Source organism: Candidatus Methanoperedens sp. (assembly GCA_027460525.1).
Classification (GTDB): Archaea; Halobacteriota; Methanosarcinia; order Methanosarcinales; family Methanoperedenaceae; genus Methanoperedens.
This window is the reverse complement of record JAPZAS010000029.1, coordinates 1-25328: the sequence shown is the minus strand read 5'-3', so window position 1 is coordinate 25328 and position 25328 is coordinate 1. Positions and strand designations below refer to the sequence as shown.

The window sequence follows — 25328 nt, the reverse complement described above, 5'->3', positions numbered from 1 at the left end:
CCTTAGACCTCCCTTTTGGTTATTTCGATTATCCCCACAGGACACTGGTTCTCACAGAGACGGCAGCCAAAGCACATGTCCTCGGCGACCACTTCTGTGATCGTCCCCATCCACTGCGGGATCCTTTCTTCATACTCAGGCCCCTTAAAATCCGTGGGTTTTAACCTGAATACCCTCCGCGGACACATGTCCTCGCATATACCGCAGGCGAAGCACTGGGACTGGTTGACATATACGTTATATCTGGGCATATAATCCTCCGGAAAATGACCTTAAGAGGTCATCTTCGGAAAGTGGATGTTTCATCCCAACACACCAAGTGTCGCTGCATATTCATCCAGTATCTGAGTGATAGTGCTTTGTGCAGCCTTCATTCCTGCAACATCGCCGCTCTTTGCTGCATTCGTAAGGGCAGTGAATGCGTCTTCGACCTGCGAATATTTCGCGCTGTCCCATGTCTTCAAACTGTCTCCGAGTTTATCATATATCGCATAGGCATCCTGAGCTTTGATGAGGGCGCTTGAATTATCACCTTTTTGCGCTGCATTTACGGCATCGTCCATTGCAGTTTTTACATCCTTAATTGTATCAGCATTCGATAAAGGAATTAAATATGTGCTCATAAAAAATTCGGAGCCTTTTGCTTCCCAGAGCGGTCCGATTGAATATGGAACCAGGACTGCGACAAATGTCAGAGCCGTAAGCCCGGTTGCGACCATGTATTTGGTCTTATTCGCATCCGTATCAGTGGCAAGCTTGTACACCAGGGTTATAATACCAAGCACGAAAGCCGGTATAAAAACGCCAGTGTTCCAATCAGCCTGCACCCTTGGAACAATAAATATACCTATAAGTGCAACTGGAATAAGTATTAAAACATCTCTTCCTATTATCCATGCCTCCCATAGTATATCAGCACCGAGCCTGAGAGTCATCCTGTTTAGATATCGTACGACCATGGGTCTGGCGACATGAAGGCTGAGCGCTATAAAGAGCATTATTATTATGCTCGGAAAAAGCGTAACAATCACGAACCATTCTGAATAATCCATCCATCCCTTCATCATCAGAGCGTTTCCGCTCAGAGCCGGGCCCGCTTGTGCCGCAGCTATTCCGATAAAGAGTGTCGTCATCAATACCAATATTGCCAAACTTAATACTGGCCTAAAGTTTCCAATCTTCATATATACCTCACTGGCTTAAAGCCATTTTCATTCATTAGGATTCACCATATTTATAATTATTCAATAAAAAAAATAATTGTGCGTCAGGAACAAAAATAAAGTATCCAAAACAAATGTTTTTGTAGCACAGGAAGAAAAGTAATGATTAAACATAAAGATTAAAGGTAATAACGATTAAGTAAAGCAATTAATCACAAAATGACAATTGAACAAATAAAAGAACTAAAGGCAGTAGAGTTTTTTAAAGTTCTTTCTCATGAAATCAGGGTGAAAATAATAGCCCTTCTTCATGAAAACATAGAAATGTCGTACACAGAGATTCTGCACACACTCAACCTTGAAGAGGGAAATCTTAATTTTCATTTGAGGAAGATGAAAGGTTTTGTTGAACTCACTGAGAAAAAGAATTACAGGCTTTCAGAGTACGGAAGAATTACCTATGGCATGCTGCAGGAAGTGGATGCACGATTATGGAAAGATGCAAAGGAAATAATCAAAAATGATGGGAACTATACCTTTTCCGCTCAAATATTGATAAGGAGAGCCTTTGCAGCGCTGATCGATTTTGCATTATTCTTGCTATTTGGAGCTACTAATATTTTAATATTAAAAAATTGGCTAAAATTCGATGCATTTGCTGTTATAATATATCTTCAAATAGTACTTCTATTAGCATATGTCTATTTTGTTATCATGGAAACATACAGCGGGCAGACGATTGGTAAATACGCTATGAAGATCAGAGTCGTAAAAACAAACGGGGATAAGGTCAACGTGCTTGAGTGCGCCATAAGAAACATAGGAAAGGTCTTCTTCCTGCCTTTTGATGTTTTGGTAGGGGTGCTGTTCTACAGAAAAAAGGGATATATTAAGTTCTTTGATTATTATACAAAGACAAAAGTTGAAAAGGTTATTTAAATCATTTATATGAACAACACATTTTCCTGATTTCAACGATATTCAATCCCAGTTGCCTGCTTATTTCATAGGCGTTCCTTGTAGGCACTGCAATCCTGTCGATCCCGGAGAGAATGGCATACTTATCAAGCATCGAACGATACCTTCCTCCCGGGCGCACGCAGCTCAACGAAAGCGGGATGTCAAACATCCCTCTCGCCTTTGTAATCACTTTGACCACATCCTCCAGCCGTGGCGGGGCAATCCCTTCCAGCGCAGTTCCTTTTGTAGGGATGAATACCACTATTACCACAACTTCTGGATTGAATTTCCTCACTATTTCAAGGGCTTTCAACTCTCCTCTCAGTTTCCCGTTATGCAAGCCCACAATGATATGCGGGGCAAGGGGAATCCCTGCAGATGATAGCGCTCTCAGTGAATCCTCATAATCCCGGACGCAGGCATCTATGCCCAGTATATCGTGTATGGTTTCATCGTCCCCGATAACGTCCATGAGCGCCATATCAAGATACTCCGAAAGCATATGCGCCTGCAGGTCATCCACAATGCCTGTATGCGCGCTGATTTTTAGTTTCATCTCCTGCCTGATTTTAAGGATATCCATGGCATGTGCGTACGTGGGAACGCTTCCGTCAGCTGCGCTTCCCCCGCTCAGCAGTATCCCTTCTGCGCCCTTTTCTTTTAAAAGACCGGCATGCGAGTATAATTTCCCGCCCGAACCGTCCAGCATGTGGCGCAGGTAATGCGAATTGCAGTGTTTACAGTAAAGTGAGCATTGAGTGCCTGTCAGGGAAACCGGGGTGAAAGGCTCCCTGAAAAAATGAATATTGCCGCCAAAAAGTTCAATCCTGCGTTTGAATGCCTTGAGCATGGAAGCTTTGGTCGCGGCATCAGTTTCCAGTGAGTCTATCATGCTTGCGGCGCGATGCGGGTCGAAATGCATAATTTCGTTTAAGATGTTTGCTGTATAAATATCCACCCCTGGCTTTTTCAATAGGTAAATAATATATATCCATAGCACCAAGTGGGCGGGAAATCAGGAGGAATTATGGACTCGTTATTGTACTCAGCCCCGCTTGCGGGCGTAATCGGTTTATTATTTGCCGTGTATCTTGCTTTGTATATACTCAAACTTGATGCCGGAAGCGATCGGATGAAATCCATCGCATCTGCCATACAGGAAGGCGCTATGGCTTACCTGAACAGGCAGTATAAGACAGTCGCAGTAATTGCGGTTATACTTGCTGTTTTGATTGCGCTGGCAATTAACACTGAGACTGCCGTCGGATTTGTTTTCGGTGCTGTTATGTCAGCCGCTGCCGGTTATCTTGGTATGAACATCTCTGTCCGAAGCAATGTGCGCTGTGCCAATGCGGCAAAAGAGGGCATGCAGAAAGCCCTGAGCGTGGCTTTCAAAGGAGGAGCCGTAACAGGGATTTCCGTTGCCAGCCTTGCGCTCCTCGGTGTAAGTGGATTATATATCGCATTCGGAGGGGATGCAAAGGCTGTTGAAAAAGTCGTGGGTTTCGGCTTCGGTGCCTCGCTCATAAGCCTTTTCGCCAGGATTGGCGGCGGGATATACACAAAAGCAGCAGATGTGGGCACAGACCTTGTGGGAAAAGTGGAAGCCGGAATACCTGAAGACGACCCGCGCAACCCGGGTGTGATTGCGGATAACGTGGGCGATAATGTGGGCGACTGCGCCGGAATGGCGGCAGACCTTTTCGAAACGTACGCAGTGACAGCGCTTGGTGCCATGCTTATTGGCGTCACGGTTTTATCAACATATCAAAATGCGATCATCTATCCACTTATGCTGGGCGCCGCAGCGATTATAGCATCCATAATCGGAACGTTCTTCGTAAAGCTGGGGAAATCGGGCGACATAATGGGGGCGATGTATAAAGGCGCAATCGTGGCTGGAGCGATTTCAGTGGTATTGTTCTACTTAATCACACAGCAGTTGATGGATGGAAATAAGGGTCTGTTCATAAGCGCGCTTGTGGGTCTTGGCGTTACGGCAGCGATGATAATCATTACGGAATATTACACAGCAACAACGCATGCTCCTGTAAAGGACATTGCCAACGCTTCTGTGACAGGTCCAGGGACAAATATCATAACCGGTCTTGCTGTGGGTTTGCAGAGCACGGCTTTACCTGTGCTTGTTATCTGCGCCGGGATATTGATTTCATATTTCGTTAACGGTGGTGCGTCCAACCCTGCTATGGGGTTATATGGTATCGCCATAGCGGCAGCAGCCATGCTTTCTGTTACGGGCATCATAATTTCGATCGATGCATATGGCCCGATAACGGATAACGCAGGCGGCATAGCTGAAATGGCAGAGCTTTCCAAGGATGTCAGGGATATTACAGACCCGCTTGACGCGGTGGGGAACACTACAAAAGCGGTCACGAAGGGTTATGCCATAGGTTCGGCAGCTCTCGGTGCTCTTGCGCTCTATGCTGCTTACAGTAGCGAGATTAACAATCTGCTGGTACAGCAGGGTAAACCTGAATTGATTCTTAAACTCTCAGACCCTATGGTCTTGATAGGACTTCTTATAGGAGGCATGATTCCTTTCCTGTTCGCAAGTTTCCTGATGAGAGCAGTCGGAAGGGCAGCATCCACCATAGTGTCTGAAATAAGGCGCCAGTTCAGGGAAATTGCAGGTATCATGGAAGGGAAAGCAAAGCCTGATTACGGGCGCTGCGTGGATATTGTCACTGTGGCTGCTCAAAAGGAGATGGTGGTACCCGGGCTTCTCGCAGTGCTATCACCCCTGGTTATAGGCTTTATCTTCGGTCCGGTAGCTCTTGGCGGTTTGCTTATCGGCGTGATTATTTCGGGTTTGCTTCTGGCGCTCATGATGACTGCGGGAGGCGCAGCCTGGGACAATGCCAAGAAATACATCGAGTCCGGAAACCTTGGAGGAAAGAAACTCCCTGACGGCAGCAGGAACCCGACACATGCTGCAGCCGTGGTCGGGGATACCGTGGGCGACCCCACGAAGGACACAGCAGGTCCGGCTATCAACCCGCTGATAAAAGTAATGAACATAGTGGCGATACTGTTTGCTGCGCTGATTCTCAAATACAACCTTCTGGGATGAAGGCTGTAACTTTTTAGAAAACGTTATTATTCCGCCCACTTTTTAAAGGGTGAGGAATCTTCTTGAATACAACTGCATTTGCTGTTGAAAATATCCCTCTGATCAAAGCCGGGGATGACATTGCACGCCTCTTGAGTGAAAAAACCCAACTCAAAGAGCACGATATCGTAATTATTTCCTCCACTATTGTATCCAAATCCGAGGGCAGGGTTATCCCGCTGAATAAAATTAAAGTAACGGGGAAAGCAAAAGCTATCGCAAAAAGAAACACCAACGACCCCAGATTCGTACAGGCAGTAATCGATGAAAGCAGTGAAATATTGGTTGAATCGCCTTTTCTTCTCGTGCGCACAAGAAATGGAAGCATATGCGTCAATGCAGGCATCGACCACTCCAATGTTGAAGGAAGTGAGAACATCCTTCTGCTCCCGGAAGACCCAGATAAAAGCGCGCTGGGAATAAAGGAATCCATATTCAATTTCACAGGTAACAAAGTTAGCGTTATCATCACTGATACCAACGGCAGGGCGTTCAGGATGGGTCAGACAGGTGCTGCCATCGGGATTGCGGGCATAAAAGCAACAAGGGACTGGAGAGGGACAGAGGACCTTTTCGGGAAATTGCTTGAAGTAAAAAACGAAGCTGTTGTGGATGAAATAGCAGGTTTCGCGAATATCCTGATGGGCGAGGGAAACGGAGGTACTCCCATTGTGGTAATACGCGGCTTAGACCTTTATAATGAATCCTGCGGCATAAAGGAATTATATAGACCTGAAAAAGAAGACGTGATACGCAGGGCCCTTGTTAAATTTGCGAGATTAGAAGTATTGTAAACAATTATAAAAATTTATAAACCAAAAAAAATTAAGAAGAATGCAAGTTCTCAGCCGAACAAGGCGCCGAGCCCTTCCATTCCGCTCTCTTCAGCTTTCTCTTTTACCTTCTCATCCTTCTTTGGCGTCTCAGCCGCTGCTGCCGGTGCTGCTGCCGCCGCTGCAGGCGCTGCCGCTGCCGGAGCTGCAAACGCAGCCTTTGAGATTGCTTCTTCTATATTGACGCCTTCAAGGGCTGAAACAAGCGCTTTGGCTCTAACTGCATCAACGTCTATACCTGCCGCCTTAACCACGGCAGTAATTCCTTCCTCTGTCACTTTCTTTCCTGCGCTGTGTAATATAAGCGCTGCATATACATATTCCATTTTAATCACCTTTTACGTATCTTAACCGAACAGCGAGCCCAAGCCCGCTGCAATATCGCTTTCCTTGGGTTCTTCCTTCTTTTTCTCTGCCTTTGCTTCTGCTGGCGCTGCCTCTGGCTTCGCCTCGACCTTTGGCGCCGCTGCAAGCTTTTCTTTTAATTTGCTGCCAATCGCATTTGCATCCTTCGCCGATGCGACATGAGCAAGGGACAGCATCTGTGAATTTGCTTTCGCCAGCAGCACATCAATGATATCAGGCATTATTATTTCGGCATTTATAGCAAGGTTCCTTGATTGGGACGCTGCTTTTGCAATCAGCGTGCTTATCGTGGCTTTCGCCGGATATGCCGAGTTGATGGATAAATTAAATGCCCGCTGGACAGCAGATGTCAGGTCACTTATGTATTTTGTTTCATCCACTGAAAGGAGCTTTGACTCATATATGATGCCCTTTTCATAGACAGCCCTGAGTTCAAAACCCAGTTCAACAGGATGAATCTCAAGACGGGCAAGGATGGATGCAAGCTTTGCATCCACCACATCGCCTTGTTTAGCTACTGTTTTTGTCTCCCGGATTACAACCTTCCCGCCCTCTATCCCTGCCGGGATTCCCGCACCTGTCAGTTCTCCAACAATCGGTCCGGGCGGAAATGAGGTTGGACCTTTCTGCACCACTATATCCTTTGGAGCTACCCCACCGGGTTTTATCGGGGCGGAGGTCTTGCCCTTCTCTAAAATCTTGTATAGCTTGAAGGGATTCTCGTTGGTGAATAATAGCGCTGTCTGGTCTTCCACATATTTATCAATCTTCTTAAAATCATCAGACGATTCGTTAATGGCACGCTCGATAAGCGAATTCCTGCACATCTTGATATTCGCCAGGCCGCGCAGGTTCTTTCGCATTAACTGGAGCTGGTTTGAAGGTATACCCACAACTCCAACTACGCCTACTGAAGAATTAGTAGTCATTAATCTCTTAATGTCCTCTATCTCGTCTTTCTTCCATTTTGGGATATGGATGCTGCGGTGCGCTGCTTCTGCTTCCATTTATACCACCCTCACAGCAGGTCCCATGGTAGTCTTAACATAAATCGATTTCACGTTGTATAAGCCCCGCTCATACCTGTGCTCGATGCGGTTAATTATTGTCGCGATATTCTCAGACAGTTTCTGGGGATCCATTTCTTTTCTTCCAATTGAGATATGGAACGTCATCTTGTCCTTTGACCTGACCTTTATGGAGTTCTTTGATTTGTTGATAATCTGCACAATATCCTTGTCAGGCGTGAGCGGTATGGGCATTTTCCCCCGGGGACCGAGCACCTGACCCAGGGTTTTACCTATGGCAGGCATGTACGCAGCCTCTGCTATGAAAAAATTGACCTCTTCGGCAAGAGCTTTCGCCCTTCCTTTATCCTCGCCGAGAATTGCGATTTCATCCGGGTCAAAAACGTAATCCGCGCCCGCGCCTTTTGCCCTCTGCCCGGTCTCGCCTTTTGCGAAGACGGCGATCTTAATGGGTTTACCAATGCCATTGGGCAGGATTATCTCCTCGTCGATCCTGTTCTGCGGCTGGTTCATATCGAGGTTCTTAAGGTTTATGGCAAGGTCGATGCTTTCTGAAAATTTGCGCTGTGAGGACTTCTCAAGTGCCTGTTTCACAGCTTCTGTGATTATTTCCTGTTCCAAATAGTATTCCTCCCGTAGTAATCGACTATCGTCTCCTACGGATGATAGGGGAGTGCTAATTTTGGCGGTATGGTACTTTAAGGTATCGGTTGAGCGCAGTGATGCACTATTGAACCACGACTTACTGTTGCTTTTCTCCCTTTATCGTAATCACCGTCTGTTGAATGGGCAGAACCTTCCCCGACTTCGCCACAGCCTCCTCCACTATTCTCTGCAACCCGAAGCAGCAGGGCACTTCCATATTCACAAGCGTTATTCCCCTGATATTATTATTCTTCAGCAGCTCCGTGAGTTTATCCACATAAAACCCGGCATCATCCAGCTTGGGGCAGCCTATAATCAGCGATTTTCCCGCAAGGAAGTCAGAATGGAAATTCGGGTAAGCGAACGGAACGCAGTCCGCGGCTACGAGAAGTTCAGCATCCCTGAAATAAGGCGCACCATGCGATACGAGGGTCAATTGCACAGGCCACTGCCTCAGTTCCGAGTTTTGGCGCGCCGCTGCTGCAACATTAGCTTTTTTTGCACTTCTGAAGTCCATCGCCATGCTTCCGGGGCAGCCGTGCGATGCCATCACAGGCTTTTTCGGCATCAAGTGCTTTTTTACCGCTGCCTCATCAAACTCCGGCGCTTCCCTTTCTATTACCGTAATCGCATCCTGCGGGCAGTGCCCGAGGCATGCGCCGAGACCATCGCAGAACCGCTCGTCCGCAAGCTTCGCTTTTCCATTTATGAGCTTGATAGCTCCTTCCGCGCAGCTGGGGATGCACAAGCCGCAGCCGTTACACTTCTCTTCATCTATGGATACTATACTTCTTTTCATGTTTTTATCATGTTTATATCTGCATTATAATTTATAAACTTAATTGTTCTATTATATAGGCAAACTTGGAGATTTGATTGTAAATAATAGAAAACTATATAATAACTTCTGCAAATATCAGGTTTATGCGAGAATTTCTTGACCTTGACAAAAGAGACAGGGAGATACTATCCCTGCTTGAGCGAAACCCCGAAATGTCCCAGAACGATATGGCTGAAAAACTCAAGATATCCCAGCCCTCTGTCAGCGCCAGGGTTCACAAGCTCAAACAAAAAGGAGCATTATCCCATGTCGTGGGCATGAATTTAAAGAAAGTCAACCTGTATATGGCCAAGGTTGATGTGATGGCTAAAAATACCTCTTCCGTGCTTGATATTTTCAAAGACTGCCCTTATTTCCTGAACGGTCTTATTGTGTCAGGAGAACACAACCTGTGTCTTTTTTTTGTGGGTGAGGATATTGCAACCCTTGAAGCGATTGTGGATGGACATCTGCGAAATAATCCAGTAGTCAGCAGCGCCAAGGTCAGCATTGTGATTACCCCTATGAAGGATTTGATTTTGCCTGTTAGAATGAATTTCGATTACAGCGATACCCCGCCGTGCGGTAACGGGTGCAACTGCAGGGAGTGCACGCACCATATATCGAACAGGTGTCTTGGCTGTCCTGTGACCAATAGCTACAGCGGAAAGATCTGGAAATAACTGCAAATACTATTTATTTTTAAAAACCCTTTAAAGAAGAAATGCCTACCATAAGTGAAAAAATCCTCAGCCGCGCCTCTGGTAAACCTGCGAAGGCAGATGACTTCGTAATAGCCAATATAGACTATGCCATGGCGCACGACGGCACGAGCGTGCTCGCTGTAAAGGCATTCAACGAGATGGGCGCAAAAAAAGTATGGAATCCGAAGCGGATAATCATACCCTTTGACCATATCGCGCCTGCAAACAATGAAACCGCAGCAAAGCTGCAGCAAAGCATAAGGAAATGGCTTCGCGAGCAGGGGATCACGAATTTCTTCGATGTGGGCGAGGGCATCTGTCACCAGTTGCTGCCTGAACACGGGTTCGCCCTGCCTGGAAAACTCATAATAGGCGCTGACTCGCATTCCTGCACCTACGGCGCCTTCGGGGCATTTGCCACTGGCGTAGGGGCAACGGACATGGCAGAGATTTTCGCAACAGGAAAGCTCTGGCTTCGTGTTCCGCGCACCATAAGGATAACAGTTGAAGGCAAATTAACCAAAGGTGTGTCCGCAAAAGACCTTACGCTTTGCATCATCAAAAAAGTGGGCACTGACGGAGCAAATTATAAAGCAATTGAATACTACGGCGAAACTATAAGCGGATTGTCAATACCGGAGCGCATGACGCTTTGCAACATGTCCATCGAGATGGGTGCAAAAACAGGCATCGTGCCGCCTGATGAAAAAACCTTCGGATACTTGAAAGGAAAAGCGAAAGAAAAATACACCCCTGTTTATGCCGATGAGGAGGCGCAGTATTGCGAAGAATACAATTTCGACGTTAACGACCTTGAACCTCAGGTAGCGAAGCCGCACGAAGTGGATAATGTTTCTTCGGTGAGTGAAGTCGCAGGAATCCTGCTCGACCAGGTTTTCATAGGCTCGTGCACCAACGGCAGGTATGAGGATTTGGAAGTAGTGGCAAAGATCCTTCGCGGCAAAAAGGTCAAAGTCAGGACGGTTGTGCTTCCAGCCTCGCGCTCCATTCTGATTAAAGCCACGGAATCGGGCATAATAGCCATTCTCTTAAAGGCAGGTGTTATCATTGCTCCTCCGGGCTGCGGTCCATGCCTGGGAGCGCACATGGGAGTGCTCTGCGAAGGCGAGACCTGCCTCTCAACTTCCAACAGGAACTTCAAGGGCAGGATGGGTGCAGGAGGTTTGATATACCTCTCATCGCCTGAAACCGCGGCGGCGAGTGCGCTGCACGGGGTGATTGCTGACCCTAGGGAATTTATCTAAAACTTCGTTATTTGACGAAGTCGCCTTCGTTAGTTTTATATGCCTTCACATCATAACCCGCCATTAATATGACCGACAAAGCAGCTATTGCTACGCCTGCACATCCTGCTCCTGGCATAAATGGTGAATATCAGGACATCAGGAACAAATTAGCTGAAAAAATGGCTGGGGAAATCACGCTCTCCGACAATCCCGGGGAGACATTAAAAAAATGGCGCGCCAATTTTGAGATCTCCCAGTCCGACCTTGCAACTTTTCTGAAAGTTTCACCCTCCGTGATAAGCGATTACGAAAGCGGCAGGAGAAAATCCCCGGGTATTTTTATCGTGAGCAGGATTGTGGAGGCAATCCTTGAAATGGATGCAGCACGCGGCGGGGCAAAAACCCGTTCCTACGAAGGCATGCTGCGGGGGGGGTTCAGCGCAGATGCCATATACGAGATACATGAATACCTATCGCCTATTTCTGTTGAAGAACTTACAAACCTTGTGAAGGGAGAGGTAGTTTACATCCCGGGCAGCGAATTTATAAAACCATTATACGGCTACACCATAGTCGACAGTTTAAAAGCAATACTTGCGCTTTCTTACAACGAATTCCAGAAGCTGTATGGATGGAGTTCTGAAAGAGCCATGATTTTCACAAACGTATCCACAGGCAGGTCGCCCATGGTAGCCCTTAGAGTCACCAATCTGAAACCTGCTTTAGTTGTAATCCACGGGCTTTCCGCATCTCAGGTTGACATAATCGCTGTTAAAATTGCGGAAATAGAACATGTGCCGCTCGTAGCTACAGTCATGCAGATTCCCGATCTTGTTCGTGCACTCCAATCGCACGATGTAAAACATTAATTTTTAAACGAGGTGAAAAAAATGAATGTTGGAATTGTATCATATGGCGCTTACATACCCTGCTATCGAATCAAGGTGGAAGAGATAGCTAAAGTATGGGGTAGTAATTCTAATAGTATAATCGACGGGCTTATGGTTTATGAAAAATCCGTGCCCGACATGGATGAAGATACCATAACAATCGCGGTAGAGGCTGCGCGTCATGCGGTTAACCGTGCAGGAGTAAACCCTGAAAAAATAGAGGCTATTTACACGGGTTCAGAAAGCCATCCCTATGCCGTAAAACCCACAAGTACGGTTGTGGCTGAGGCTATAGGTGCAACTCCTAACCTGACATCAGCGGATTTTGAGTTTGCCTGCAAAGCAGGTACGGCTGCCATACAGGCATGCATGGGTCTGGTCGGCGCAGGCATGATCGAGCTTGGACTGGCAATCGGTTCTGATGTCTCGCAGGGGGCGCCTGGCGATGCACTTGAATATACAGCCGCCGCAGGGGGTGTGGCATACATAATAGGAAGGGAAAATACTGTTGCGGATATCGAGTCAACATATTCTTTCACCACGGATACGCCGGACTTCTGGAGGAGGGAGGGAATGCCCTACCCTGAACACGGAGGGCGGTTTACGGGCGAGCCGGGATACTTTAAACATGTGACATCATGCGCCTGCGGTCTAATGGAAAAAATTGGTACAAAACCTTCTGATTACGATTATGCCATATTTCACCAGCCGAACGGCAAGTTCCCCATGCGCGTGGCAAAGATGCTTGGCTTCACCAACGAGCAGATCAAACCCGGGCTTGTGGTATCGCGTCTTGGGAACACATATTCGGGCTCCTGCATGATGGGACTGGCTGCCACGCTTGATATTGCCAAGCCTGGTGAGAGAATATTCGTGACGGCTTTTGGTTCTGGCGCTGGAAGCGATGCTTTCAGCATAACAGTTACTGACAGAATCGAGGAGATACGCAATGGCGCTCCAACCGTAGAAGAATTGCTGGCTAACCCTATATACATCAATTACGCTACGTATGCGAAACATAAAGGCAAGATTAAATTATGAGGTGATTTCATGAGAGATGTTGCGATTATCGGAGTGGGATGCACGGAATTCGGCGAATTATGGGATAAATCCTTCAGGGAACTTTTTGTAGAGGCTGGGGTAAGCGCAATAGAAGATGCTGATGTTCAGGGCGGGAAAATCGATGCGCTTTATGTGGGTAACATGAGCGGCGGGCGGTTTATCGAGCAGGAGCATCTCGGCGCCCTTATAGCAGATTATTCCGGACTGGCAAGCCTGCATGTGGCCTCAACCCGCGTTGAGGCAGCGTGCGCTTCTGGCGGGTTAGCACTTCGCCAGGGGATTATTGCCGTGGCATCCGGCTATCATGATATTGTAATAGCCGGAGGGGCTGAAAAAATGACCGATGTAGGCGTCGAGACCACAACCGATGCCCTTGCTGCTGCCGCGGATCGTGAATGGGAAGGAATAATGGGTGCAACGTTCCCGGGTCTTTATGCCATGATTGCCAGGCTGCACATGCATAAATTCGGAACTACGCAGGAACAGCTCGCAAGTGTTGCTGTTAAGAACCACCACAACGGCACCATGAATCCAAAAGCGCAGTTCCGGAATGAGATTACCATAGACACTGTCCTGAATTCGGTCATGGTGGCAGACCCGCTGCGTGTTTTTGACTGCTCGCCGATTACAGACGGTGCTTCCGCTGTTGTACTTGCACCCGCAGAGATAGCACGAAAATACACTGATACTCCGATATACGTAAAAGCTTCCGCGCAGGCAAGCGGCACCCTATCGCTCCACGATAGACCTGATATAACAACGCTTGACGCCACTGTTGCGGCTGCAAACAGGGCTTATAAGATGGCGAAGCTTAAGCCCGGAGATATCGACTTTGCCGAAGTGCATGACTGTTTTACGATTGCAGAAATCTGCGCTATCGAAGACCTCGGTTTTGTAAAAAAGGGCGAAGGGGGAAAAGCCACAGAAGAGGGCATGACCGCCATCGGAGGGAAAATACCCATAAACCCATCAGGTGGATTGAAAGCATGCGGTCATCCTGTCGGTGCTACAGGAGTAAAACAGGCTGTTGAAATAACGCTCCAACTGCGAGGCGAGGCTGGCAAGCGGCTGATAGATGGCGCCGAAATCGGTCTCACCCATAACGTGGGCGGTTCAGGCGGCACAGCCGTAGTTCATATATTCTCAAGGGAGAGATGAATATGTCAGTTCCAAGATTCTGGAGAAGACTCAAGAACCTGTACAACCTCATAGGCACACGATGTGAAAAATGCGGCGAGTATTACTATCCGCCCAGGAACATGTGCCCGAAATGCAGGCGGCATGGTGTGATAGTCCCGTTTAAATTCAACGGAAAAGGAGAGGTGGTGACTTATACCATTGTGCACAGCGCTGCAAAGGATTATGCGAAGCAAACACCCTACATACTTGCCATAATAAAACTGGATGAAGGTCCCCGCCTTACTTCACAGGTGATATGTGCGCATGATGACATTCATATAGGCATGAGGGTAAAATCCGCATTCAGAAGGCTGGGTGAAGAGAGCGAGAAGGGAATGATATACTACGGGACAAAATTTATCCCTCTTGAGTCTGTTAAGTAAGTAGTATATTGCAAATGAACAATCTCCATAATAAGTCCGGGGTAGACGAAGAACTGGCGGAAAAAATCAACCAGTTTTTTTCTATTTACGATATCCAGCACGAGAATGGTAATATCTTTTTCTTTGGGATCCCTAAGGAAGATATCAGGATAATCTATCAAAAATTATGGCCTGTTTTTACGGAAAAGAATTATCAGTTATCTGTTAAGTACGAGCTTGGTGAGCACATGCTCATAGCCTCGCCTTTTACTCCAGCCCGCGAGAGGCGATGGATAAACGTGGCTCTGGCAATCGCTACTGTTATTACTACGATGGTGATGGGTTCATTTCTTTTTGGTGCTGACCCGATAGGCAACCCATCCGGCATCTTAAAGGGTATCCCGTTCACCATTGCAATCATGGCAGTGCTGGGGTCTCATGAGGCTGGGCACTACCTGATTGCAAAAAAACATGGCATGCGCACTTCGTTGCCTTACTTTATCCCGTTCCCTTTGGGGATTGGAACAATGGGGGCAGTGATCAAACACCGCGGACCGATACCCAGCCGCAAAGCCCTGTTTGACGTAGGTGTTTCAGGTCCTCTGATCGGGCTTTTTGTTTCAATCGTTGTGACTATCGTAGGACTTTTTCAACCTCCTGTTACCCAAACCTCAGAGTTTTTTCAGATTCAATTATCCCGTCCACTCTTGTTTGAATTTATAACTCGTTTTATCCCGTTGAATACTGCGTTGATTTCGTATCCGATCGCATTTGCAGGCTGGGTCGGGATGTTTGTGACAGCCTTGAACCTCATGCCTGCCGGGCAGTTGGACGGTGGGCATGTGCTTCGCGCAATGCTGGGTGAGAAAGCCAGGCATGTCTCAACAGTTATGCCGTTTTTACTTATTTCACTTGGATTTTACGTGACTTATTTCCAGAAAAGCGATGGATTTTTATGGGTATTATGGGGACTTTTCCTGTCATTTTTCGCTGCCGCAGGGCATCCAAAACCACTTAATGACGAAGTGCCGCTCGGAAAAGGCAGGATGGCTCTGGGGATTCTTGCCTTTATTCTGGGACTGCTTTCTTTGACTCTTGTTCCTTTCCAGATGCAATGAATTCCCTACAAAATCAGCAATAATTCTTCGAATTTTATTTGAATTAACAACACGGTAATCCATGCATATTGATATCCTTGGTTCCATCCCCATAAATAAGAGTTTAATCACAAAATTAAATTACGGAGTCTCGAATTAAATCGAAACATTTATACGAACATGATCCACCATTACATTATCCGTAGGGATAAAAACGGGTGGATTCATGACTTGCAGTCGATGAATTAATCGATAGGTGGCCAAGTAGTCAATAAACAAAAGGGAGGTGAGAATAATGATGGAAGAACCAGAATACGTAAATGATAGTATTAGTGTACCATGTGTAGTTCCATGCAAAGCATGGCAATGGAAAATCTTATGTCTACCATTACCACAAGTAACGTGTATTGTCTAAATTAATAAATTTTATTTTTTATTTTTTTATCATAAATAAGAGGAATACTACGATGAACAAATACCCAATACTCGCAAAGGAAATGATGCTTCACATAACGCCGGAAGGGGGTACGCTTTACACCGGCCCTGTTCCGCTCCAGACTTTAAATCGTCCCGCTGCGGATATATTATCACTATGTGATGGAAGACATTCTCTGGATGAGATTTGTGGAATGCTCGCTAAAAAATATAATGATAGTATTGAACGAGTAAGAGACTTAGTTATTAACTTTTCGAAAAAAAGTGAAGAAAGAGGAAATATCCTATTTACTAACGGAGAAATGTTTGAAAAACCTATTATTGGAGGTAATAAAAATTTTTGGGCACCAATCGCTATCACAGTAGAGATTACTTCCCAGTGCGATTTAAGTTGCATTCATTGCTATGCTGAAGCGGGAGCTCGAAAGAGAAATGAAGTATCATTCGAAAAATGGATAAAAGTTTTAGATGGATTTCATAGGGCTGGTACAAGGCTGATAAGTATAACAGGAGGAGACCCGCTTGCTTATCCACACATTTTTCAAATTCTAGATTTTTGTGAGGATAAATTTAAAGTAAGACTTTTAACATCAGGCTATAGAGTAAATAAAGATATTGTGGAGAAGCTGTCTCGATATAAAAACCTCGAAATGATTCAAGTAAGCTTGGACGGTCCCGACAAAGAAACCCATGACTATATTAGAGGAAAAAAAGGTTCTTTTGAAAAAGCCACAAATGCTATAAGGCTATTATCTGAAGTAGGAATTTTAACTCATGTAGGCATGATGGCTTTCAGGTTAAATAAAGATAAAATAGAAGATACAATAAAACTTGCTGATAAACTTGGTGCAAATGTCTTTGCAGTAGGAAGAGTTATTTCTCTCGGTAGAGCAACTAAACATGACCTTTCTTTAACTGTTGATGAGATGATGTCTATAGGAAGGGATATAGAAAAATTCTCTCAAAAGTACTCACATAAGAATTTTAATGTACGAACAAAAGATAATCTCAAGATCGAACTACCATTACCTTCTGGAGATAATGAAGAAAAATCCATTAAAGAAGAAATACTAATGAAACAAAACGAATTGTTAAAAATAATTGGAGGAAATTGTGGTGCAGGATACAGATCCATGTTCATAAATTCTATAGGAGTTATCAAATCATGTAACTTATGGGATTATACTATAGGTGATGTTTCAAAACAAAGTGTAGAGGAGATTTTGAAATCTATTCATACACAATTTTGCAAAGACCTTAAGGCGCCCAATTCTGAGATGTGCAGTGACTGCGGGCGTATATATCTTTGTTTTGGATGCCATGCTCATGCAGATATTTACAGTAACAATGCAACACATTGTAAATGGAAAGAGCAGTTAATATGTACCCCACACTAAGTGAAGATACCACCCTAAACCTTTCTCCTAAGGAGAGTATAATCTGGAAATTGGATACACCTCATTGTTATCTTAACCCCATTGGTGCAGAAATATTAGAATTATGTGATGGAAAACATAATATTGACGAAATTTCTAAGATACTTGCCCAGAGGCATGATGATCATCTTTCTAAGGTTTATGGTCTTGTAGCTAAATTTTTGCGAGAAAGCGAAAAAAAAGGACATGTGGTTTTTCATAATATATCTCCAGAGAGTCATGGAACCATATTAGGTAGCAGAGAATATTTTGTGCCTGTGGATGTTTCTTTGACACTTACGCAAAGATGTGATTTAATGTGCAAACATTGTTATGTAAATGCCGGAAAAAATCTGGAGGAAGTCCTTTCCACTGTGGAAATATTAAAAATTCTAAATTCTGTTTATGATAATGGTACGAGAAAGATTGTGCTCACTGGAGGTGATCCCTTTGTTCGCAAAGACTTTCTTAAAATCTTGAAATTCTGCTCTCAAAAGTTCTTGGTTGTTGACATATCAACGAACGGATATAATATAGACAGCAAGTTAACAAGCGAAATAGTGGATATTTCCAAAAGTGGATGCTGTAAATTTACTGCAAGTATAAGTTTAGATGGAAAACTTGAAACACATGACTCCATAAGAGGGGTAAAAGGATCATGGGAGAGAGCGGTAAAATCTGCAAAACTTCTTTCCCCACATATACCCGTCAGCTTCACAATGACATTAAATCCTAAGAATCTTATGGAAATTGAAGATGTAATAAAGGTTGCTAAAAAAAGTGGTGTAAGAAGACTTAAAGTGGGTATGACGATTTCGGCAGGAAGAGCCGAAGGTAAAAACCTTGAATTAACAAAAGAGCAGAAGAATAAAGCAAATGCAATGTTGATTGAGTTAAGTAAAAAGTATACAGACGAAAATTTCTATGTAAAGCCCTGGTTCGAGAGTTTTGAAACTGAAGTGACTTTGTCTGACGAAAGGAAGAACTGTGGTGCAGGATATAATATGATAGCAATAGATGTTTACGGAAATGTAAAGATATGCCTTGCTTTTGAGTATTCAATAGGTAATATCTTTAAAACGGATCTAAAGCAAATATACATGTCTCCTCTTATTGATTTTTTCTATCAATTAAAGTGTCCTAATAAAGAAATGTGTGGTGAATGTCAAAATTTTCATATTTGTACAGCCTGTCATGCAGCAGCGTTTGTAAAATCGAAAAATATGGATAACTGCCCATGGGCCATTCAATGGGAAAAACTACCTGAGGCATATAAAAATCCGTTCAAGTGAAAAAAGTTGTTATGATTACCGTTGTATGCGTCCGGCATGTTGAAGATTTAAATGAAAAATTAAGACAAGTAATCGTGGAAAGAATGCCCTCCACTGTATGCGTGGAACTGGATGAGTTAGGGTATAATACTTTACTAGGTAAAACCTCCAAAGAAGAGGAACGTTATTACTTTCGTAAAAAAATGAAAGAAAACATATATTTAAGAAGAGGTTTAAGAATTGAAACAAGTCTTGCTGCCTACCAAATAACCAGTGCAAAAAAAACAAGATATTTTAATATTGGTGAAGAATTTAAAACAGCAATTCGTGTTGCAACGGAAATCGGTGCAAAAATTTTTCCGATAGACATGGATAGGTCTGCTGTTGCAGAACTTATAGGAAAGAGAATGTCACTTAAAGAGAGAATAAACCTTTTTTTGGGATGTTTGCGAGGATCATTGCTGGATAGAGCAGGGGTCGAAAAGAAAAGGAAGGAATGTGAAAAAGAAGGATACGAAGAAATATTTGCTAGAAATTATCCTGTCCTCAAACAAATTTTAATAGATGAGAGAAATCTGTATATGGCAGAAAAAATTAGAGGAATTTATAAGGAGAATAGCAACATGGCAGTGATTATAGGCAACGCCCATGTTGAAGGAATTTGCAAAGCATTAATGGATTTTGATCTAGAGATCATTAAACTGGATAATCTAAGAAATATATGCCACTACTGAACTCACAACTAAATTTTTTCAGTAGAATGCCAAACTCCCATCCTTCTTTGCCTTATTTAGTCCCTTATGTAAAATATAAAGACCTACGAAGAAAAATAATATTGATAATCCAGACAGTATCCATATATATTTCATGATTTCTATAGCCTGTATAGTTGGCACGAGTGATATTCTTAATCCTTCAATAGAATAATAAAATGGAATATATTTTGCTACAGGTTGAAAGAATTCTGGCAAAACGGTTATAGGGAAATATACACCACTAAAAAACATCACAATGGTTTGAATTAATGGGACTGTTTGACCTATATCTTTCATCCAAAGTGTCAACCCGCCAAATATCATTCCAAAACCTATCATAAGAAGTATTGACAGGAAAAATATGACGAGAGTATAAATGTTTGCATCACTATAAGCTACAATTCCAAAAAAGAAATAACCTGCTGCGAAAATGATTCCTGTGGAAATAGCACCAAAAATGCAACCTGATAGTGTATATGCAATAATAAGAGTAGTTATACTAGTCTTCGTCTGCATTATAGATTCCAGTGTTCCCATTTTCATCTCGTCGCTCAGTGCGCTGGATGTGGCATTTACTATACTCCATAGGAAACTCCAACCAATTGAGCCTACAAGCATATATGAAATAAAACCCCCACCGTACATGGCTATACCTGAGGGATTGTTTTCTTTAAACATGCTACCGAAAAGTGCAAGATAAAAAAGGTTAAAAATAGTTGAAAGAACCATGCTGGTGATTGCCAATCCATAGGTAGACAAAATCATGAAGTCTCGTTTTATGAACGTGCTTATGGTCCTTATTTTATCTGTCATTTTTTTAAACCAGCCATGAATATTTCCTCAAGACTTGGTTTCAGGGTTTTTATCTCATTGATCTTAATGTTATTATTTTTTGCAACCTCCATAATATTTAAAAATGTGGCTGTGATATTCTTTGTTTTTATCATGACAAGATCTCCCTCTATTTCTCCTAATGAGGAGAATGCACTTGCATTATTTGACCGCACGGCAATCTTTTCATACTCCCATATTTTTTTTTTCAATTCTTCTGGCTGTCCCTCCAAAACAATCTTCCCTTTATTTATCAACGCTATTCTATGACACATTTCCTCAATCTCATACAAGTTATGTGATGTCCAGATAACTGTTTTATCCCTGAATTTGTTTTTTATCATGTTTTTTAATTGAAACGTTGTCACAGGGTCGATGCCGCTCAGTGGTTCATCTAGGAATAGTATTGGGGGATCATTTAATAATGCGACTGCAAGGGCAAGCTTATGCTTCATTCCTGTGGAATATTTCATAATGAGATCATTTTCATAATCTTTCAGGTCGAACATCTCTAAAAGTTCATCAATTCTCTTATCTATATTCCGCATATTCCTCAGATTCGCAAAAAATTCTAGATTTTGTCTCCCCGACAAACGCCAATATAGAGCCCTTGTAAATTCGCCTGCAAGAACACCAATATTTTCTCTAACTTTTTCCGCATCTTTTTTAACATTATAGCCATTAACAGTCACAGTGCCTTCATCGGGTAGAATGAGTGTTGAAAGTATTTTTATGGTTGTGGTTTTACCTGCACCATTTGGTCCTATAAGACCAAAAATTTCTCCCTTATTTATATTCAGGTTTAAGTGGTCAACTGCAACAATTTTTTCCTTCTTTCCCAGAAAGGATTTTCTCGTGAAAGTTTTTGTAAGATTATTTAATACAATCATCTAATCCAGTTAGATATAAGTATCGCTTAATTAAGTTTTTGTTAATCCAATCACTACCGCGAATGTTCCTGGAGAGCCGCCACGGACCCCATGACATGGAATGCCTCAAATTTCCCTGGATTCTGGTATGACATTAAATCTGATTGAAGACCTAGACGCTGAATATAGCAACCCTGATCGGCAGGGATTATACAGGAAAATCAATTGTGGTACGGATACTACCAAAGCAAGCATGACCTTAAAAGTAGTGGAAAACGGACATACTTCTACTGAGATACTCATAGCATTCGGTGGATCACTCCTTCCATACGACGGGTCCGGAGAATATGACGTCGTGGGCTGGATGGGCCGGCCATATGTTGCAGTCAAAGGCAATGCAAAGAAATTTTCAAGGATTGTGATCGAGCAGGGCAATGCGTCATCTGATAAGAAAATACTGGCTGTGCGCAAATCCGGGGATGTTGGAGATGGATGGACATTGACAGCCAACTCCATTGATGCCAAAGCTTCCCCAAGACAGGTATGGTTCTCTCTTAGCAAAGATGGGGTTAAACTCTACACCTGCTGCAGAAATAGAAACCCCTTAACAACGTGCCGCTTGGAAAAGGCAGGATGGCTCTGGGGATTCTTGCTTTCATTCTGGGACTGCTTTCTTTGACTCTTGTTCCTTTCCAGATGCACTGAAATTCGAGAGGAACGAAGTGTTTTTCCTATGTAGTCGATACAGCCACTGACTGTGCTCCTATTATTTTGCCGCTGCCATCTACCAGTTGAAGCGTAATCCTGTTGTTTGCAGGGTCGTTGGCTATTGCTGCTGTTGGTGTCAGGAACACTGCAAAGGTCGGAGTAGCGCCCACGTTAATGGTCAATCCTGTTGCCGGACCTTTGATAGTACCGTTCGCAGGATAGGTTTCATTTATCTGATAAGATAATCCGCTTATCGAAGCCGGCACGCTCAAGACCAAGCTTACCCCGGTTGCATTGGCTCCCCCAACGTTTGCTGTCGCTACTGCAAACACAGCAGGTGTATTAACTGCTGTACTTACAGCTAATGACGTGGACATCATGATAACATCCGCACTGGGCACTGTACTTGCTGAGATGGTCAGAGTGTTAACTCCACTTATAGGAGCTGCTGCTGCATTGGTGCCAGATACATTGAATGTCAGCGATGAAGTGCTGAAAGCTTGTGTTGCATTAATGGTCAGCACAAAGTTAGCTAAGACGCCTGCAGGCATGTCCACAGGTGTGTTCGGCGAACCTGTGAACGCAGTGCCGTTCCACTGCTGGTAGGTTACAGTTACAGGCAAACCGGATGCCTGTGCTACCCTCACGCCTGTCGCGCTGGCTGTTCCGCCATTAATCACTGACATGAATATCGTGACTGGCGTGCCTACCTGCGCATTCCTGCTGTTCGGGGTTATGGAGGATACCAGTAATGGCACGGGTGTAGGTGTTGGAGCAGGGGTTGGCGTAGGAGTTGGAGTGGGGGTTGGTGTGACAGCCGGAGAGGAAACGGCTACTCTTCCTGTCATGGAAAGATGAATGCTGCAATGATAATCATAATTTCCAGCATCATTGAAGGTTCGGGAAAACGTCTGACCATGAGAAAGAAAGCTTGAATCGAATAGTCCGGTATCGCTGGTGACTGTATGAGTTGCCGAGCCCAGATGAGTCCAGGTGACTGTAGTTCCTGCGGCTACATTTATGGTTTGCGGCTGGAAAGAGAAATCTAAGATGCTGACGTTGGCGGTGGACGTTGAAGTGAACTTGTATGCAAGTGGCAGATAATCGATATTGCTTCCATCAAGCGTGTATGTTGAGTCGCATATCCCATCGCCATTGTTATCAGTGCAGGTCTTGCTATAGCCTGTGCCGTTCGGATAAGCCCAGAAGTTGCCGCCGAGATAGGAGCCGCCGACTATGTTCGTGCCGGAGGTTTTGGCGGTGTTCCAGATGTTGCTTTCTACGGTTCCAAGACCAAAATTGTTGGTGTTGTTGAAAGCGTTGTTATAAATGTTGTTGTTGCTGGAAGAGAGCAGATAGATGCCGTAGTCGTTGTTAGAGTTAGCTTTGTTGCCGCTCAGCGTGTTGTTGCTGGATGAGGACAGATAGATGCCGTTGTAGGTGTTCGAATTGGCATTGTTGCCGCTCAGCGTGTTGTTGCTGTTAAAAATGGACAGATATATGCCGTTGTAGGTGTTCGAATTGGCATTGTTGCCACTCAGCATGTTGCTGTTGGAACCGGACAGATATATGCCGTTGTAGTTGTTCGAATTGGCATTGTTGCCGCTCAGCGTGTTGTTGCTGGAATGGTCCAGAATGATGCCGTAGTCGTAGTTGTTCGAGACATTGTTGCCGCTCAGCGTGTTGTTGCTGTTAAAAATGGACAGAGCGATGCCAGCGGCGTTGTTCGAGACATTGTTGCCGCTCAGCGTGTTATTGCTGGAAGAGTACAGAGTTATGCCGTAGGTGTTGTTCGAGGCATTGTTGCCGTTCAGCGTGTTGTTGTTGGAAGAGTCCAGATAGATGCCGTGGGAAAAGTTCCTGACATTCGTATTCTTTATCGTGACGCCGTTTCTTCCTGAAAGATAAATCCCGTTCCCTGTAGAGCTTCCTGTTATCGTATGACCATTGCCGCTAAGGGTTATGCCGTCGCTATCTATCTCTATTGTTCCGGTTAAATCAGTTGTCAGCGTGCAGGTCTTCGATGCAGCATTCCATGTACCAATAGAGGTGCAGTCCCCGCCTGTTGCAGTGTCGTTGATGAACCAACCTGCGCTTGCCGACACCCCGCCCACCATCAGCAACACAAGCGCCGTTATTCCCACCGCAATCCCGAGGGCACGCCCTCTGCACTTTTTATTCTCGAACATTCTTACCACCAATCCATGGACTTTGATGCCCATTTTTTGAGCATGAAAACTATACCGCCAGAGTGCTTAAACCTCGAAAGTATAAGAATCTTGCGAAATAATCAGTATAAATTAGCCTTTATCTATGCAATCTCGCTCCACGCGTATTATTCCCCAACCCCAACTATCCCCGAAACAATCCCCTCAAGTTCTTTCTTCCTCTTTTTACTCGATGATTCCACCGTCCCATCAGACTCGACCACGGACACCATGACATCGAACCGCTCCGCTGCTGCGACATCCGCAGAGGACATTATGGGGAATTCTGTAGGCATAGTCCAGGGACTTGCCATGAACTCAAGTTCCTGCAGAGTGGGGGTATAGGAGTGGATGATCTCAAGCCTTCCTTCTTTTTCATGTTTATAAGCGCGATATAACGCCCTGTTCTGCCGGAAGCCCACGTAAATCTCAAGAAGCGTCACGCCGATTAAAGAATTTGTCTGCTTTCCCACCACAAGGTCGCTTATGATTTTTTCCCGTTCGTCCGTATGAAGTACGAGAAAACCGCTCTCTTTATTCTCGTTATTTGAAATTTCAATCATTTTTTGCAGGCAGTCTTTTATGGTCAATCCTTTTGTCGGGATTATCCTGTCAAAATCCTTTATCGTTCTTGAAATCTGGTCATCCGAATAATCAGCCACTCCATCTCGGTTAATAATATCCGTGATCTTCGCTCCCTGAATGCCCAGAAGATTTGATTCTATCCCGTACTTTTTTTCTTTTTCCAGGAGCAATGATAGCCGTTCCTTTGCGTCGAGGTGCCGCGACAGTCTTCTTTTTACAAGCTCTTCATCGCTGGCTATAAGTTCAATCCCTTTCGGAACCGCGCCAAGTTTTTTTGTCAGAAGGGTAATCTGCCTTATCAATTCAGGCTCTCCCAGTTCCATTACATCGAATATGTTCTCGACCAGCAATTTTACCTGGTCATACACCGAAACTTCGACAAATACGGGCTCATCCTCTTCAAAGATGGGAAGCTTTCTTTTCTCATATAGCTCCCCTTTCATTTTCTCAACAAAGTCTTTTCTTATAAGAACAACAGGCTGGGCTGAGCGCGCTCTCCCTTCAAACATTGCTCCCACGTTCCCCGTGAGCATCTGGATAGCCAGGGTCGTTTTTCCCCCTCCCTGCGGCCCTGTCAATATTAAAATAGGGTTTTTTCCCAGCTCTTTTGAGAGAAGCCTGACAGATTCTTCTTTGGTATGGGCAGAGGTATCAAGAATTTCCATCGAAACAATACCCGATTTACAAATCTGCGTTCATAAACCGAGACTTCGGTTTACGCAGTACCCACGTATGGCGAAGCCATACGTCAAGGGTTGCGCCC

Annotated in this window: 25 protein-coding genes; 14 read left to right on the top strand and 11 right to left on the bottom strand. The window is 44.5% G+C overall.

Going from position 1 to position 25328, the window contains the following annotated elements; translation table 11 throughout:
• Positions 1–2: 2 nt before the first annotated feature.
• Entirely contained in the window at positions 3–251 is a 249-nt protein-coding gene (locus tag O8C68_10125; protein MCZ7396153.1) for a 4Fe-4S binding protein, read from the bottom strand.
• Between the two features lie 51 nt (positions 252–302).
• A complete protein-coding gene (locus O8C68_10120; GenBank protein ID MCZ7396152.1) occupies positions 303–1151 on the bottom strand; it encodes a hypothetical protein in 849 nt (282 codons plus the stop codon).
• A gap of 231 nt (positions 1152–1382) precedes the next feature.
• Between O8C68_10120 and O8C68_10115 the strand changes: the two genes are divergently transcribed.
• Positions 1383–2102, top strand: a complete 720-nt coding sequence (locus O8C68_10115; protein ID MCZ7396151.1) for an RDD family protein — start codon at positions 1383–1385, stop codon at positions 2100–2102.
• A gap of 1 nt (position 2103) precedes the next feature.
• Here O8C68_10115 and O8C68_10110 read toward each other — a convergent pair whose 3' ends face one another.
• Positions 2104–3096: a hypothetical protein gene (locus O8C68_10110; GenBank protein ID MCZ7396150.1), complete on the bottom strand. Its 993-nt coding sequence runs from the start codon at positions 3094–3096 to the stop codon at positions 2104–2106.
• 54 nt (positions 3097–3150) lie between these two features.
• On the opposite strand from O8C68_10110, the gene O8C68_10105 reads away from it, so the two are divergent.
• Positions 3151–5217, top strand: coding sequence for a sodium-translocating pyrophosphatase (locus O8C68_10105; protein MCZ7396149.1), 2067 nt, complete (start codon positions 3151–3153; stop codon positions 5215–5217).
• A gap of 62 nt (positions 5218–5279) precedes the next feature.
• A complete protein-coding gene (locus O8C68_10100; protein MCZ7396148.1) occupies positions 5280–6050 on the top strand; it encodes a coenzyme F420-0:L-glutamate ligase in 771 nt (256 codons plus the stop codon).
• Between the two features lie 50 nt (positions 6051–6100).
• On the opposite strand, the gene rpl12p is transcribed toward O8C68_10100, so the two are convergent.
• From rpl12p to O8C68_10080, 4 genes are all read right to left on the bottom strand, one after another.
• Entirely contained in the window at positions 6101–6415 is a 315-nt protein-coding gene (rpl12p, locus tag O8C68_10095) for a 50S ribosomal protein P1 (GenBank protein ID MCZ7396147.1), read from the bottom strand.
• 21 nt (positions 6416–6436) lie between these two features.
• On the bottom strand, positions 6437–7462 hold the full coding sequence (locus O8C68_10090) for a 50S ribosomal protein L10 (GenBank protein ID MCZ7396146.1): 1026 nt from the start codon (positions 7460–7462) through the stop codon (positions 6437–6439).
• On the bottom strand, positions 7463–8104 hold the full coding sequence (locus tag O8C68_10085) for a 50S ribosomal protein L1 (GenBank protein MCZ7396145.1): 642 nt from the start codon (positions 8102–8104) through the stop codon (positions 7463–7465).
• Between the two features lie 121 nt (positions 8105–8225).
• On the bottom strand, positions 8226–8927 hold the full coding sequence (locus O8C68_10080) for a 4Fe-4S binding protein (GenBank protein MCZ7396144.1): 702 nt from the start codon (positions 8925–8927) through the stop codon (positions 8226–8228).
• A 125-nt stretch (positions 8928–9052) separates the two neighbouring features.
• Here O8C68_10080 and O8C68_10075 point away from each other — a divergent pair, with 125 nt between their 5' ends.
• The 10 genes from O8C68_10075 (at position 9053) to O8C68_10030 (ending at position 19344) form a co-directional block, all read left to right on the top strand.
• Entirely contained in the window at positions 9053–9631 is a 579-nt protein-coding gene (locus O8C68_10075; GenBank protein ID MCZ7396143.1) for an Lrp/AsnC family transcriptional regulator, read from the top strand.
• A gap of 41 nt (positions 9632–9672) precedes the next feature.
• Positions 9673–10917 (top strand): 3-isopropylmalate dehydratase large subunit, encoded by a 1245-nt coding sequence (locus O8C68_10070; GenBank protein MCZ7396142.1) that lies wholly within the window; start codon positions 9673–9675, stop codon positions 10915–10917.
• A 161-nt stretch (positions 10918–11078) separates the two neighbouring features.
• The gene (locus O8C68_10065; protein ID MCZ7396141.1) at positions 11079–11768 is read left to right on the top strand and encodes a helix-turn-helix domain-containing protein; all 690 of its coding nucleotides are present in this window, start codon (positions 11079–11081) and stop codon (positions 11766–11768) included.
• A 21-nt stretch (positions 11769–11789) separates the two neighbouring features.
• A complete protein-coding gene (locus O8C68_10060; protein MCZ7396140.1) occupies positions 11790–12830 on the top strand; it encodes a hydroxymethylglutaryl-CoA synthase in 1041 nt (346 codons plus the stop codon).
• A 9-nt stretch (positions 12831–12839) separates the two neighbouring features.
• A complete protein-coding gene (locus O8C68_10055) occupies positions 12840–14009 on the top strand; it encodes a thiolase domain-containing protein (protein MCZ7396139.1) in 1170 nt (389 codons plus the stop codon).
• Between the two features lie 2 nt (positions 14010–14011).
• Entirely contained in the window at positions 14012–14413 is a 402-nt protein-coding gene (locus tag O8C68_10050) for a Zn-ribbon domain-containing OB-fold protein (GenBank protein ID MCZ7396138.1), read from the top strand.
• A 14-nt stretch (positions 14414–14427) separates the two neighbouring features.
• Positions 14428–15510: a site-2 protease family protein gene (locus O8C68_10045; GenBank protein MCZ7396137.1), complete on the top strand. Its 1083-nt coding sequence runs from the start codon at positions 14428–14430 to the stop codon at positions 15508–15510.
• 446 nt (positions 15511–15956) lie between these two features.
• Positions 15957–17321 carry a PqqD family peptide modification chaperone gene (locus tag O8C68_10040; GenBank protein ID MCZ7396136.1) on the top strand — a complete coding sequence of 455 codons (1365 nt, stop codon included), beginning with the start codon at positions 15957–15959 and terminating at the stop codon, positions 17319–17321.
• Positions 17288–18631 carry a PqqD family peptide modification chaperone gene (locus O8C68_10035; protein ID MCZ7396135.1) on the top strand — a complete coding sequence of 448 codons (1344 nt, stop codon included), beginning with the start codon at positions 17288–17290 and terminating at the stop codon, positions 18629–18631. Before O8C68_10040 ends, O8C68_10035 begins: the two co-directional genes overlap by 34 nt.
• Positions 18632–18642: 11 nt before the next feature.
• Positions 18643–19344, top strand: a complete 702-nt coding sequence (locus tag O8C68_10030; GenBank protein MCZ7396134.1) for a TraB/GumN family protein — start codon at positions 18643–18645, stop codon at positions 19342–19344.
• An 18-nt stretch (positions 19345–19362) separates the two neighbouring features.
• Here the strand turns inward: O8C68_10030 and O8C68_10025 are convergent, their stop codons facing one another.
• Both O8C68_10025 and O8C68_10020 read right to left on the bottom strand, forming a co-directional pair.
• A complete protein-coding gene (locus O8C68_10025; GenBank protein MCZ7396133.1) occupies positions 19363–20178 on the bottom strand; it encodes an ABC transporter permease in 816 nt (271 codons plus the stop codon).
• On the bottom strand, positions 20175–21086 hold the full coding sequence (locus O8C68_10020; GenBank protein ID MCZ7396132.1) for an ABC transporter ATP-binding protein: 912 nt from the start codon (positions 21084–21086) through the stop codon (positions 20175–20177). Before O8C68_10020 ends, O8C68_10025 begins: the two co-directional genes overlap by 4 nt.
• Positions 21087–21213: 127 nt before the next feature.
• Here O8C68_10020 and O8C68_10015 point away from each other — a divergent pair, with 127 nt between their 5' ends.
• Positions 21214–21744: an S-layer protein domain-containing protein gene (locus O8C68_10015; GenBank protein MCZ7396131.1), complete on the top strand. Its 531-nt coding sequence runs from the start codon at positions 21214–21216 to the stop codon at positions 21742–21744.
• A 52-nt stretch (positions 21745–21796) separates the two neighbouring features.
• On the opposite strand, the gene O8C68_10010 is transcribed toward O8C68_10015, so the two are convergent.
• Together O8C68_10010 and O8C68_10005 are read right to left on the bottom strand one after the other, a co-directional pair.
• Complete coding sequence (locus O8C68_10010) at positions 21797–23962, bottom strand: right-handed parallel beta-helix repeat-containing protein (GenBank protein ID MCZ7396130.1); 2166 nt, start codon at positions 23960–23962, stop codon at positions 21797–21799.
• A 146-nt stretch (positions 23963–24108) separates the two neighbouring features.
• A complete protein-coding gene (locus O8C68_10005) occupies positions 24109–25230 on the bottom strand; it encodes a hypothetical protein (GenBank protein ID MCZ7396129.1) in 1122 nt (373 codons plus the stop codon).
• Between the last annotated feature and the right edge of the window lie 98 nt (positions 25231–25328).

Coding starts and splice junctions, on each gene's coding strand:
- O8C68_10125 (MCZ7396153.1), bottom strand. CDS start 251: ATGCCCAGATATAACGTATATGTCAACCAGTCCCAGTGCTTCGCCTGC.
- O8C68_10115 (MCZ7396151.1), top strand. CDS start 1,383: ATGACAATTGAACAAATAAAAGAACTAAAGGCAGTAGAGTTTTTTAAA.
- O8C68_10105 (MCZ7396149.1), top strand. CDS start 3,151: ATGGACTCGTTATTGTACTCAGCCCCGCTTGCGGGCGTAATCGGTTTA.
- rpl12p (MCZ7396147.1), bottom strand. CDS start 6,415: ATGGAATATGTATATGCAGCGCTTATATTACACAGCGCAGGAAAGAAA.
- O8C68_10090 (MCZ7396146.1), bottom strand. CDS start 7,462: ATGGAAGCAGAAGCAGCGCACCGCAGCATCCATATCCCAAAATGGAAG.
- O8C68_10080 (MCZ7396144.1), bottom strand. CDS start 8,927: ATGAAAAGAAGTATAGTATCCATAGATGAAGAGAAGTGTAACGGCTGC.
- O8C68_10075 (MCZ7396143.1), top strand. CDS start 9,053: ATGCGAGAATTTCTTGACCTTGACAAAAGAGACAGGGAGATACTATCC.
- O8C68_10070 (MCZ7396142.1), top strand. CDS start 9,673: ATGCCTACCATAAGTGAAAAAATCCTCAGCCGCGCCTCTGGTAAACCT.
- O8C68_10065 (MCZ7396141.1), top strand. CDS start 11,079: ATGGCTGGGGAAATCACGCTCTCCGACAATCCCGGGGAGACATTAAAA.
- O8C68_10060 (MCZ7396140.1), top strand. CDS start 11,790: ATGAATGTTGGAATTGTATCATATGGCGCTTACATACCCTGCTATCGA.
- O8C68_10055 (MCZ7396139.1), top strand. CDS start 12,840: ATGAGAGATGTTGCGATTATCGGAGTGGGATGCACGGAATTCGGCGAA.
- O8C68_10050 (MCZ7396138.1), top strand. CDS start 14,012: ATGTCAGTTCCAAGATTCTGGAGAAGACTCAAGAACCTGTACAACCTC.
- O8C68_10045 (MCZ7396137.1), top strand. CDS start 14,428: ATGAACAATCTCCATAATAAGTCCGGGGTAGACGAAGAACTGGCGGAA.
- O8C68_10040 (MCZ7396136.1), top strand. CDS start 15,957: ATGAACAAATACCCAATACTCGCAAAGGAAATGATGCTTCACATAACG.
- O8C68_10035 (MCZ7396135.1), top strand. CDS start 17,288: ATGGAAAGAGCAGTTAATATGTACCCCACACTAAGTGAAGATACCACC.
- O8C68_10030 (MCZ7396134.1), top strand. CDS start 18,643: ATGATTACCGTTGTATGCGTCCGGCATGTTGAAGATTTAAATGAAAAA.
- O8C68_10025 (MCZ7396133.1), bottom strand. CDS start 20,178: ATGACAGATAAAATAAGGACCATAAGCACGTTCATAAAACGAGACTTC.
- O8C68_10020 (MCZ7396132.1), bottom strand. CDS start 21,086: ATGATTGTATTAAATAATCTTACAAAAACTTTCACGAGAAAATCCTTT.
- O8C68_10015 (MCZ7396131.1), top strand. CDS start 21,214: ATGACATTAAATCTGATTGAAGACCTAGACGCTGAATATAGCAACCCT.
- O8C68_10010 (MCZ7396130.1), bottom strand. CDS start 23,962: ATGTTCGAGAATAAAAAGTGCAGAGGGCGTGCCCTCGGGATTGCGGTG.
- O8C68_10005 (MCZ7396129.1), bottom strand. CDS start 25,230: ATGGAAATTCTTGATACCTCTGCCCATACCAAAGAAGAATCTGTCAGG.